The organism is Vibrio sp. 10N.222.55.C7 (genome assembly GCF_041473335.1).
Classification (GTDB): Bacteria; Pseudomonadota; Gammaproteobacteria; order Enterobacterales; family Vibrionaceae; genus Vibrio; species Vibrio crassostreae_C.
This window is the reverse complement of record NZ_JBFRSC010000018.1, coordinates 74,583-87,389: the sequence shown is the minus strand read 5'-3', so window position 1 is coordinate 87,389 and position 12,807 is coordinate 74,583. Positions and strand designations below refer to the sequence as shown.

Annotated in this window: 8 protein-coding genes; 5 read left to right on the top strand and 3 right to left on the bottom strand. The window is 45.3% G+C overall.

Translation table 11 applies throughout. The features are described from left to right. Positions 1-188: 188 nt before the first annotated feature. The gene (locus AB4482_RS06290) at positions 189-1,616 is read left to right on the top strand and encodes an NAD-dependent succinate-semialdehyde dehydrogenase (RefSeq protein ID WP_372132695.1); all 1,428 of its coding nucleotides are present in this window, start codon (positions 189-191) and stop codon (positions 1,614-1,616) included. 210 nt (positions 1,617-1,826) lie between these two features. Here the strand turns inward: AB4482_RS06290 and AB4482_RS06285 are convergent, their stop codons facing one another. Next, complete coding sequence (locus AB4482_RS06285) at positions 1,827-4,010, bottom strand: malate synthase G (protein WP_372132692.1); 2,184 nt, start codon at positions 4,008-4,010, stop codon at positions 1,827-1,829. Between the two features lie 174 nt (positions 4,011-4,184). Next, on the bottom strand, positions 4,185-5,138 hold the full coding sequence (locus AB4482_RS06280) for a LysR family transcriptional regulator (protein ID WP_012600244.1): 954 nt from the start codon (positions 5,136-5,138) through the stop codon (positions 4,185-4,187). Between the two features lie 141 nt (positions 5,139-5,279). On the opposite strand from AB4482_RS06280, the gene AB4482_RS06275 reads away from it, so the two are divergent. Next, complete coding sequence (locus AB4482_RS06275) at positions 5,280-6,878, top strand: isocitrate lyase (protein WP_012600243.1); 1,599 nt, start codon at positions 5,280-5,282, stop codon at positions 6,876-6,878. A 196-nt stretch (positions 6,879-7,074) separates the two neighbouring features. Beyond that, entirely contained in the window at positions 7,075-7,653 is a 579-nt protein-coding gene (locus AB4482_RS06270) for a hypothetical protein (protein WP_017059982.1), read from the top strand. 103 nt (positions 7,654-7,756) lie between these two features. On the opposite strand, the gene AB4482_RS06265 is transcribed toward AB4482_RS06270, so the two are convergent. Then, complete coding sequence (locus AB4482_RS06265; protein ID WP_017059983.1) at positions 7,757-8,149, bottom strand: cystatin domain-containing protein; 393 nt, start codon at positions 8,147-8,149, stop codon at positions 7,757-7,759. Between the two features lie 668 nt (positions 8,150-8,817). Here AB4482_RS06265 and AB4482_RS06260 point away from each other — a divergent pair. Both AB4482_RS06260 and AB4482_RS06255 read left to right on the top strand, forming a co-directional pair. Then, the gene (locus tag AB4482_RS06260; protein WP_372180696.1) at positions 8,818-10,104 is read left to right on the top strand and encodes an acyl-homoserine-lactone synthase; all 1,287 of its coding nucleotides are present in this window, start codon (positions 8,818-8,820) and stop codon (positions 10,102-10,104) included. Further along, positions 10,097-12,706, top strand: coding sequence for a response regulator (locus tag AB4482_RS06255; protein ID WP_372180694.1), 2,610 nt, complete (start codon positions 10,097-10,099; stop codon positions 12,704-12,706). Before AB4482_RS06260 ends, AB4482_RS06255 begins: the two co-directional genes overlap by 8 nt. Positions 12,707-12,807: the final 101 nt, after the last annotated feature.

The following is a 12,807-nucleotide window of genomic DNA, read 5'->3' as shown; positions in this document are numbered from 1 at the left end:
ATGGATTTCGAAAAACCTACTTTGATAGACATGATTTGGTAAACAATGCTTGCGCAAACAAGGGCTTCAAAACTATCGAATTAACGACCACAATCTGCGACTAATCAACATTTGGTCGAAGTGATCTGAACACTCGCCAACCCGCACATCAGCAACACGTCTAAAGTAATCACGACAAAGGAATCACGATGCTAAACATTGATAACCAGCACTTACTCTCTTTTATGGTGACAGAAGCGAACAACGCAGTTGCAGTCACAAACCCAGCAACGGGTGAACTCATCGGGCACGCACCGATATCATCAGAAACAGAGCTAGCGAGCGCGATTGAACGAGCTCATGTAGCGCAGAAAGAGTGGGCAAAAATTCCTGCTAAATCTCGTGCAGCACTGCTTCATCGCTGGCACCAGTTGATCCTCGAAAACAAGAATGACCTTGCTCGAATCATGACGATTGAACAAGGTAAACCGTTAGCCGAAGCGGCAGGCGAAGTGGTGTATGGCGCGAGCTTCATTGAGTGGTTTGCAGAAGAAGCAAAGCGCACTTATGGTGATTCCATTCCTAGCACAGTCGCAGGCAAACGTTTGGTGACCATCAAGCAACCGATCGGAGTGGCGAGCGCGATTACGCCATGGAACTTCCCTATTGCAATGATCACTCGTAAAGCGGCTCCTGCCTTAGCTGCGGGTTGTAGCTTTGTCGTGAAACCTTCGGATGAGACACCGCTTTCCGCGTTTGCTGTGGTTGAACTGGCTTATCAAGCGGGTATCCCTAAAGATCTACTTCAAGTGGTGCTTGGTGAAAGCCCTGAACAAGTGGGCAACCTATTCACTTCGCATCCGCTTATCAAAAAAATCTCTTTCACTGGGTCGACCCGTGTGGGCAGTATTTTGATGGCTCAAGCAGCAAAAGGCATCAAACGCACCTCAATGGAACTTGGCGGTAACGCACCATTTATTGTGTTTGACGATGCCGACATCGATGCAGCCGTTCAAGGGGCAATGGCGTCGAAGTTCCGTAATGCAGGTCAAACATGTGTCTGTGCAAACCGATTCTACGTTCACAGTAAAGTGTACGATGAGTTTGTGGCTAAATTCGATCAAGCGGTTCAGCAGCTTAAGATTGGTAACGGCTTAGATGAAGGTGTCACGATTGGCCCTGTTGTCAGCCTGAACGCAAAGAACAACATCCAAGCTTTGGTAAACCGAGCGATTGAACAAGGTGCCACGCCTGTCACGCCAACTCAGGAACTTAATGGGCTTTTCATTCAACCTGTTGTTCTTAAAGATGTAAAACACAGCATGGACATCGTTCAACAAGAGATCTTTGGCCCAGTCGCGCCCGTGATGAAATTCGACACGGACGAAGAGCTTATCGAGATGGCCAACGATACGATTTATGGTTTGGCGTCTTACTTCTACAGTCAGAACATCCACCGAGTGTGGAACATTGCAGAAGCGCTTGAGTACGGTATGGTCGGCATTAATGATGGTCTAATCTCAACCGAAGTCGCGCCTTTCGGTGGTGTGAAACAATCAGGTATTGGCCGTGAAGGTGCGAAAGAAGGCATCGATGAGTACATGGACATTAAGTATCTTTGCTTTGGCGGAAAATAAGGTTGGTAGTAACTAAGTTCTGGCAGTGATTAGGGCTCGGAAATAATTAAGTCTTAGTGAGCACTAACCTGCCCCATTCTCCCCCCTTCCCACCACAAAAATGAATCAAAAAAAAGCCGCGCTATAAAAGCGCGGCACCTTGGGCTCGGTTAAAGGGGGTTTCTTTTTTTAGTATTTTACATTCTCTGTTTTTGTTATTCGGTTGCTTCACTATCCCTGCGCTTTCAGTTTTAGACGCATCGCGTGCAGCACTGGCTCGGTGTAACCGCTCGGCTGAGCACAGCCTTCGAATACCAACTGACACGCCGCTGAAAATGCAATGCTGTTTTCAAAATCAGGCGCCATGTTACGGTAACTCGGGTCGCCAGCGTTTTGCTCATCCACCACTGCGGCCATACGCTTCATGGTTTTCATTACCTGAGCTTCCTCGCAAATGCCGTGACGTAACCAGTTCGCAATATGCTGGCTTGAAATACGCAGCGTCGCTCGGTCTTCCATTAACCCTACATCGTTAATATCAGGTACCTTCGAACAACCAACGCCTTGGTCAATCCAACGAACCACATAACCCAAAATACCTTGGGTGTTGTTATCCAGTTCACTTTGAATATCTTGCGCGGTAAGCTTTTGATCGCCCAGTAACGGGATAGTAAGAATATCATCGACATTGGCTCTCACTCGCTCACGAAGCTCTTTCTGACGGCTTGGTACACTCACCTTATGATAGTGCAGCGCGTGCAAAGTCGCGGCGGTTGGAGAAGGAACCCAAGCGGTATTGGCACCCGCTTGTGGATGTCCGATTTTCGCGTCCATCATCTTCGCCATATTATCCGGCTCTGGCCACATACCTTTACCAATCTGGGCTTTACCTTGCAGGCCACAAGCTAAGCCAAGATCAACGTTTTGATCTTCGTATGCGCCAATCCAAGTCATGGTTTTCAGCTGTGTTTTAGGAGCAAAAGGCCCCGCTTCCATACTGGTGTGAATCTCATCACCCGTTCGGTCTAAGAAACCTGTGTTGATAAACACAACACGATCTTTAGCTGCACGAATACATTCTTTAAGGTTAACCGAAGTACGACGCTCTTCGTCCATGATGCCGACTTTTATCGTGAATCGATCTAGCCCTAATGCATCTTCAATACGGCCAAACAATTCATTAGTAAAGGCGACTTCTTCAGGGCCATGCATCTTAGGTTTTACGATGTTGATACTGTTCGCAGTCGAGTTTTGGTACGCGCTGTTGCCTTTTAAATCATGCATCGCAATTAACGAAGTGATCATGCCATCCATAATGCCTTCAGGCACTTCATTACCTTCGGCATCAATAATCGCAGGGTTAGTCATCAAGTGGCCGACATTACGGATGAACAACATGCTGCGGCCTTTTAGTGAAATCTCACCACCCGTCACGCTGGTGTATTGGCGATCGGGATTAAGGTTACGAACAATAGTTTTGCCGTTTTTCTCTAGTAATTCTTGCAGATCACCTTTCATCAAGCCTAACCAGTTACGGTAAGCCAATGCTTTGTCTTCACCATCAACTGCAGCAACCGAGTCTTCGCAATCCATAATGGTTGTTAGGGCAGCTTCGACCAACACATCTTTAATACCCGCCACATCAACGCTACCAATCGGTGCGCTTGGGTCAATTTGAATTTCGATGTGCAGATTATTGTGTTTAAGAAGAATGCACGAAGGGGAACTTGCGTCACCTTGATAGCCAATGAACTGGTCGCTATCAATGAGAGTGACTTCTTCGCCGTTATCGAGTGTCGCTATGAGCTTATTGCCGATGCTAGCGTTACTGATGCTGTATTTGGTCACGTCTTTATGAGAGACACCGTTTAATGGCGCTGCATCATCAAGGAACTCACGAGCATAAGTCACTACTTTAGCGCCACGAGCAGGGTTAAAGCTTCCGCCCTTTTCCGCGCCATCACTTTCACTGATCACGTCCGTTCCGTAGAGCGCATCATATAGACTGCCCCAACGCGCATTGGCTGCGTTAAGTGCAAAGCGTGCGTTCATGATTGGCACCACAAGCTGCGGCCCTGCTTGTGTTGCGATCTCAGGTTCTACGCTGGCTGTCGTCACTTGAAAGTCATCGCCTTCAGGAACCAAATAACCGATCTGCTGTAAGAACTGTTTGTACTCTACAGGATCTAGCGTTTGCCCGGCACGCTCTTGGTGCCAAACGTCAATTTGATGTTGAAGATCTTCACGCTTGATAAGCAATGCGCGATTTTTTGGCGCCAAATCTTCAAGAATGGTTGCAAATGATTGCCAAAAGTCTTCAGCGACAATGCCTGTTCCAGGAATCACCTGCTCATTAATTAATTGGTAGAGGGTGCTATCAATGTTCAAGCTTCCCTGTTGAATACGACTGCTCATAAAATCTCTCTCAAACTAATTGATGGCTACTCAATAAATTTTCGTGACTAGCTCAAATTTACGTTACTAGCTTAAATTTACTTTACTGACTTAAACTTACTTAACGGACATGAATTTAGCTAATTTATGCCGGTTATATTGGATATTCATATAAAAAATACCCTACAAACTATGTTATTCCGTCACTCCACTCTCGATTTCGTTAGCGACACTTTTAATCAAACGACGCATCCACTGATGGTCTGGATTGGTTTGTAACAATGGACTCCACGCCATCTTCACCTCAAAGGGTTCAATCGCAAATGGCGCAGGCTTGATCAACAATCTAGGGTTATTGCGCTGCAGTTGAGCTGCTTTGGTAGGAATAGTCAGGATAAGGTTCTTCTGCTGAGCGAAGAGAATCGCCGACAAATAGTGTCGCGTAAACACCGTGATGTTACGGGTTTTACCAATGCGCATTAATGCCTCATCTATCCAACCAAGCTTTTGTGCTTCGCTTGGGTTGATCCCCACTCCCGTTCCCATACCTGTCTTACTTACCCAAATATGTTGCGCCTTTAGATAAGACAAAATATCGAAGTTGTCGGCTATCGGGTTGTCACAACTAAATAGACAAGAAAACCCGTCGTGCCAAAGGCTCATCTGGTGAAAAGACTGAGGAATATCGTCAAATCGGTTGATAATTATATCAACGGTACCTTGCTCTACATCCTGATAACTCACGTCACTTGGCGTCATGATATCCAGTCGTATTTTCGGTGCGATCTCACTTAACCTTTTAAGAAGAGGTTGAATAATGGTCGACTCTGCATAGTCACTCGCCATGATACGAAACACGCGTTCGCTGTCTTCTGCATTAAACTCTGTGGTCGGCTGCAGTGTCTTCTCTACATTCGCCAAGATGTTTCGAATCAGTGGCTGCAACTTATGCGCGCGCTCGGTCGGTATCATACCTTCACTTGTTCTCACTAATAGTGGATCTTCAAACAGATCACGCAATCGGCGAAGGCCATTACTCATGGCTGGCTGAGTAATACCCAATTGATTTGCAGCTCGTGTAACGTTTCTTTCACGTAGCAACATGTCTAAATACACAAGTAAATTAAGGTCTATACGAGCAATATTCATAAGAAAAATACCGAATATAATAACTATAAATTAACAAAATTATCACATACATGATTATTATTTGTCCATGGTTAGATTTAATCCAAATCAAATGACCTCGCCAAATTGGCCAACATGTCCACGTGAAACTAAGGAATAGTTATGTCGCAAATTACACAAGATATCGAAATGATTGAAGTTGCAAAAAGCGCTGCTGGTGCTCCATGGGATGCAATTAACCCTGAATCTGCTGCTCGTATGCGAGCTCAAAACAAATTCAAAACAGGTCTGGATATTGCGCAATACACGGCAGATATCATGCGTGCAGACATGGCGGCTTACGACGAAGACAGCTCTCAATACACTCAGTCTCTGGGTTGCTGGCATGGTTTCATCGGCCAACAAAAGCTGATTTCTATTAAGAAGCACTTTGATGGCAAGACTGACCGTCGTTACCTATACCTTTCTGGTTGGATGGTTGCTGCACTTCGCTCTGACTTTGGTCCACTTCCAGACCAATCTATGCATGAGAAAACATCCGTTGCTGGCCTAGTAGAAGAGCTATACACATTCCTACGCCAAGCCGATGCTCGTGAACTGGGTGGTTTATTCCGTGAGCTAGACGCTGCGCGTGAAGCAGGCGATGTGAACCTACAAGACCGTATTCAAGACAAAATCGACAACCACGTGACACACGTAGTGCCAATCATTGCCGATATCGATGCTGGTTTCGGTAACGCAGAAGCGACTTACCTAATGGCTAAGCAGATGATTGAAGCGGGAGCTTGTTGTCTACAAATCGAAAACCAAGTAGCCGATGAGAAACAATGTGGTCACCAAGACGGCAAAGTAACGGTTCCACACGCTGACTTCCACGCAAAACTTCGTGCGCTTCGTTACGCTTTCCTTGAGCTAGGCATCGACAACGGCATCATCGTTGCTCGTACCGATTCACAAGGTGCTGGCCTAACAAAAGAAATCGCCGTAGTGAAAGAGCCGGGCGACCAAGGTGACATCTACAACTCATACCTAGATGTTGAAGAGATTGATGTTGCTGATATGGCTGAAGGCGATGTTTGTTTCAACCGTGACGGCAAGCTAGTTCGACCTAAGCGTCTACCTTCAGGTTTATACCAATTCCGCCAAGGTACTGGTGAAGATCGTTGTGTATTTGACTGTATCGAAGCAATCAATGCAGGTGCTGACCTACTTTGGATTGAGACTGAGAAACCACACATCGGTCAAATCAAAGAGATGATGGACGGCGTACGTGAAGTACACCCTAATGCGAAACTGGTTTACAACAACTCTCCATCATTCAACTGGACGCTAAACTTCCGTCAGCAAGCTTACGATGCGATGGTAGCAGAAGGTAAAGATGTTTCAGCTTACGACCGTGCAAGCCTAATGAGCGCGGAATACGATGAAACTGAACTGTCTGCAAGCGCTGACGAGAAGATCCGTACATTCCAAGCAGACGCATCACGTGAAGCGGGTATTTTCCACCACTTGATTACGCTACCGACTTACCACACTGCTGCGCTGTCTACTGACAACCTAGCGAAAGAGTACTTCGGCGACCAAGGCATGTTAGGTTACGTTGCGAATGTTCAGCGTAAAGAAATCCGCCAAGGCATCGCATGTGTTAAACACCAAAACATGTCTGGTTCTGACATGGGTGATGACCACAAAGAGTACTTTGCTGGTGAGAACGCACTAAAAGCTGCAGGTGAAGCGAATACATCGAACCAATTTGATTAATCGCTAACGCTAAAGCCTCCCCCGTCCTTCTCTCTTACTTAGGTAAGATCCGGGGGAAGGCTTTGAGATAAAGCTTGTACTGCCAGCTTTATCTCAAAGCCTCAGATTTGTGTTCCACACCACGGTTAACCGAACAACTTCTGTTTAAGCTAACTGTATACATATTTGTTCAGATTCCTATTTGTTGAGAGTGCCTATGACTTCAATACCTACACACCTACAAGATGCAAAAACACTGTTATCAGAGAATGGTTTCGCGACGGGTGATACTTGGTATCACGGCACATCTTCAGCTTTATTGGCTTCGATTCAAGGCCAAGGTTTAAAACGTTCTGGAGACAAAGCGCTCAACGAAGCAGCTTCAAAAACTATGGCAACCATCGGCAACAACTATACCGAATCGGTTGAGCCAGTGTTTCTCACTCAGAGTAAAGAACTGGCGTACTACTGGGCTCAACAAACCGTTCGTGAGCGAGGCGTTCGATTCGAAGGTGAAGAACAACCTATCGTACTAGCGGTAAACCTATCTGAAAAGCAACGCACCAAAGTAAGACCGGACGTAGGCGCAATGAGTCTATTGATGATGAGTGTGGGCGAGCAATTCATGTCTCATCTCACTGAAATTTATCAAGCCAACAACATTGCAGGCCCCGACATCGAGCTTCGCACTGCCGATCGCATGGACTACCTCAATAAACTCGGTATGGCCTACATTGATGAAGACATCAGCCGAGCTTGTGTTCAGGAGTTAGCCGAGCCCGAGCTGGCCGACTGAAATCGTTCAGTGAATCAGTCTTCTTAAAAACAAAAATGGCTCCCAATACGGAGCCATTTTTATTTGCTATCAGCCTATCTCACAAGATACAGACGCATCTAGATTATGAGCACAGAAGACCTTTCTGTGCAGGTTGCGTCATTTCGATGTCACCTTGTAGAGAACGGTAAACGATGGTGTTCCACACTTCACCATTATCCATTTCAAACTCAATAGCGTAATTCAAACCCGCGACAACCTGAGTTCGAACACTCAAGATCTGCTTGAGATCAGCTGAAGTGTTCATTTGGCTAAGAACTGCGTTTAAAGCTTGCTTGGCTTCTGGTGTTATCTCACTTTTCGACCAACCACCCGTCAGGTTTTTAGTGCTGCAGATGGGGTTCGCATTCTCTTGCGGTTGAGTTGGTACCTCTGATTTCTGACTACACCCAGCTAACGCCACGACACTAAACAAGGTTGCTGTTCCAAGTAATGATGTTAATCGTACGTTCTTCATAAATTCTCTCTACCTCAATCATTTACGAGGGATTACTCGCAATAATGTTTCATATGCAGGCAAGCTTAAACCTCGAATGTCATCACTTCATCAGAGATTATGGTGTAACTACTCTATAAACACAGGAGATTGTCAGGAAAACAAGCCGAGCACTGGAGCTCTGCTTTTATCCACCTGATATTTAAATCATTAAAATGAGTAGCGAGAGAATAAGCGAGTAATAATACAGACATAATTAATCAGTTAATTACATGCTTCACACCAAAAACATTCCCATCACGATTAATAAGATGAGCTCATCTTGATGTGGATTATGATATTGGTTCAAAAAATAGACATTTGAAATTATTTTATAAATCCAAAAGTTTATGCTCGACTTAATCATGTCTGTTTTTAGAACTGTGATCCAACCCTACAAGTTGTTGATAATAATGTATTTTGTTCATCTTTGAATTCATTCAAATATGGAAAATCTTTATTGTTGAGGGTGAGTGCAAGTAGTAAAATCTCGCCCGATTATGCAACTTACCTCTCACACCATGGACACAAGTAAAGTTACGATTGGCTCTCTCAAAGTAACGTAACTTCAAACACATACCTAAAATCAGTGTCCTATAGATAGTGCAGATCAAATAAAAATAATTATATAAACCTAGGCTAGGTTAAACATGAAATTAACGTCATCTTTAGGCTCACTGTTGGCTAGCAGTCTGTCTATCGAAATAAAACAGCGAGCGCTGATAGAGCTCGTCATCAGCACTTATCAGCCACATGAGCGCACTGAGCTTTTTCAAAACGTGACTGAATATCGTAGAAGCCAGTTAGAATTGCTTTTCCCAGAGCATCAAAACAAAAGCTACTCTGTATTGTTTGAGGTGATGGACTACCGCGATCTGATTCTGCGCTATCCAAATACACTATCTGCAGAGATTGCTCTTCTAGAGCAGGCTGTAGGGCAGTGCTATATGCATTGGCTAGATTTCTGGTGTGAGTGTGAAATTGCTGCGATCAAAGCAAAATCTCCATTAAATCCAAGCTCCATTTCTCATGTCGACCTCCCTATCAATGACAGTGCTTATTACGGTGCGATCATCGAACAGATAGAACATGAGCCACTTTTGGTACAAACACCGAGTCACCCACAAGGAATGCCAATCAGCGATGCCATTGCTTTAAGCAATCTTGAGGTGTTCATCAAGGGTGAAAAATGGTTTGAGATGCTGCCTTTATTACACCTTTCTCAGGCAGGCAAGCATTTTATTCTGCTCAAACATCCAGTCGATGAAGCCTTTCCGACACTGGCTTCCTCTGCGCTGATTCAAGACTGGTCTAAGAGTGATACGTGGTTAAGTTACGCGCCCCCGTTCAGCAATGAGCAATGGCACTACTGTTTACCCAATCACGGTTACGACGAACTGGCGAAGCTACAACTTTTCACACCGCCTACACTGTCAAAGTGTTACTCTCTGCCAGAATTTGACCAGCAATTCCAGTTACAATTGTCGGCTAAACACGCCCTATGTGAAGTACTGCGTCTGACAGTCAGTGGCAAGACTCAACAAAAGCTCTATTTCCTCTATCTTGCTCAAAAAGAGCTGATGAGTGTCTTACACCAAATAGGGTACAAAATCGGCTTCACTATTATCGAGCAACCTTTCATGCTTCAGTTTTATCAAACTATTGAACCCAATGCGTACTTCCACTCAGGGTATTGCGAATTAAATGATGACGGCACAACAATTTATCGTGGGGTCTGGAATTTCGAGATGATGGTAAAAGCATTCAATGACATCGATTTTCGCAGCTACAAAAGCGCAGTGCGTGAGAGCAGAAAGCTAAGCTCACTAGAACAATTGAGTTCTGCGGAAAAAACGATCTCAGCAAAAATGATCTCAGAAAATAAAGCAAGGGCGGTATTAAAACCGAGTCCGGTAAGAAAGGATGAACATGTTTGATTTCGGCCTAGAAGCGATCATCTATGCAAAAGCAATCACGCTGCTTGCAACCGTGGCTGTGGTTGTTATGTGGTTGCTCTATTATTGCTATCGCCTAAAACAAAAGAACGAAGTCATTGCGGGGACACACCATGCCCCGTACATCGCCTATTCGATCTGTATTGTTGCGTGGATCAGCAGCAACGCCTACTTCCATACCGATTTATTGCCAGAACTTGGGGCCTCGGCCGCTGTGTTCGCGGCAAAGTTTGCCAACCTCGCCTCTTTCTTTGCATTTGCCTTTGCCTATTACTTCTCGTGCAAACTCGCAGCCGAACAACGTAATGGTAAGGTTCATGCATGGCAGCAAGCCATTTTTGTCACACTGACTGTCTACTCCTTCTTTATCAATTTAAGTCCGGGGTTAACCGTTGAACATGTCACGATTGCTGGCCCAAGCCAGTTCGTGATCGAGTTTGGCACACACACGCCGTACTTCTTTATCGGGATGATCAGCTTCGTTGTCCTGACGCTATTCAACCTCGTGGCCATGCGCGCCAACAGCAGCAAGCTTACCTTAGCCAAAACCAACTACATGATCGCGGGCATCTTAGTGTTCATGCTGTCTACTGCGACGATCCATCTAGGTATGACCTACTTCTTGCGTGACTTCTCACTCACTTGGCTACCACCAGCCTTGTCGATCAGTGAGATGTTGTTCGTTGGCTATGCTCTACTGACCTCTCGCTTCTATAGCGTGAAATACCTTGCGTATATGAGCCTAAATACGTTGTTGGTGTGTGCAATTTTGGTGATACCTTTTGGCGCGATATTTATCCCACTGACAGACGATAACCAATGGCTCATTGCTATCCCTATCTGCGCGGTTATCGGCATCACTTGGCATTTACTCTACAAACGTGTGAGCGACTACGCCTCCTTCTTTATCTACGGAAACAAGAAAACGCCAGTACAACAGATCCTCGCGCTAGAAGAGGATTTCAAGCTATCAATTGATGATGCAATGCGTCGTTTGGGTAGCCTACTGCAAATTCCAGAAGATAAGCTACGTCTAGTGAATAGCAACTACAACGAAACCTTCTACGAAGATTATCTGTCTACTAACAAGTCCGTTTTAGTGTTCGATGAGTTGTCTCAGGAGCTTGATTACACCGCACCAGCCAAGCGCTCAATCAAAGCCCTGTATGACAAGATGAGCTCCAACGATACCGCTTTGGTGATGCCTCTGTTTGGTCAGGGGAAATCGGTCACGCACTTGTTAGTATCGTCACACAAGAGCAACGAACAGATGTTCTCTAACGAAGAGATCTCTGCCCTGCAAACCTTGTTAACTCGAGTACAAAGCACTATCGAAGCCGATAGACGCATCCGCCAAAGCCGCGCGCTTGCTAATTCTATCGCACACGAAATGCGTAACCCGCTGGCTCAAGTGCAGCTGCATTTTGAGGTGTTAAAACAGCACATTGATAACCAAGCCCCAGCTAAACAAATCCTAAAGGATATTGAGAATGGCCAAGCGGCGATTCAACGCGGGCGACAACTGATTGATATCATCCTGCGCGAAGTCAGTGACAGTACGCCTGAACACGGCCCTGTGGCCATGACCTCTATCCACAAAGCCGTAGATCAAGCCGTAAGCCACTATGGTTTTGAGAATGAAAAGATCATTGAACGCATTCGTTTACCACAACACGCTGATTTTGTAGCAAAGCTCAATGAAACCTTATTCAACTTCGTTATTTTCAACCTGATACGTAACGCGATCTACTACTTTGATTCTTATCCAGACAGCCAAATTGAGATCAGCACCAAAACTGGGGCTTACGAGAACGTCCTCACATTCCGTGATACTGGCCCCGGCATTGACGAAGCCATCGTTCATAAGATCTTTGATGACTTCTTCTCTTACCAAAAAAGCGGTGGTAGTGGATTAGGTTTAGGCTACTGCCAACGTGTGATGCGTTCATTTGGTGGCAAAGTTGAATGCCATTCCAAACTTGGCGAGTTTACTGAGTTCCATCTGTACTTCCCTGTTGTGCCCAATGCACCCAAAGCAGACGCACTTCGTACACCTTACTTCAATGATTGGAAAAGTAACCAAGCCGCAACTGAAAACAAAACCAACGTAGACGCTAAGCCAGACAACCAAGCGGCAACGCAAAATTCAGAACCAACAAGCACGCTAACCCCAGGGAATCATTTGGCTCCAACCGTACTGATCGTCGATGATAAAGAAGTACAACGCACGCTTGTTCAGATGTACCTGAGCCGACTTGGCGTCAATAGCTTACAAGCCAAAAACGGTGAGAATGCCGTCGAACTGTTCAAAACACACAAGGTCGATTTGATCTTAATGGACGTACAAATGCCGATAATGAATGGTTTTGACGCAAGCCAAATCATCAAGGCACGCTCTCCTCAAACGCCAATTATTGCTTTGTCTGGCGAATCAGGACAACACGAGTTAGATATGATCAGCAAGTTGATGGATGGTCGCCTAGAGAAGCCAACCTCTTTGAAGGCACTGCAACACGTGCTCGATAACTGGCTTGAAAAAGACTGGGCGTCGAATGCTCCCAAAGAAACCGAAGATGAAGAATAAATTCAGGAAAACACGAATCGCCATTTTTCCAGTTGATTACTGTCTGCCTCACAACTTTCCTTTAATTATTCATCAAAAAGCCAGCCGAACAAGGCTGGCTC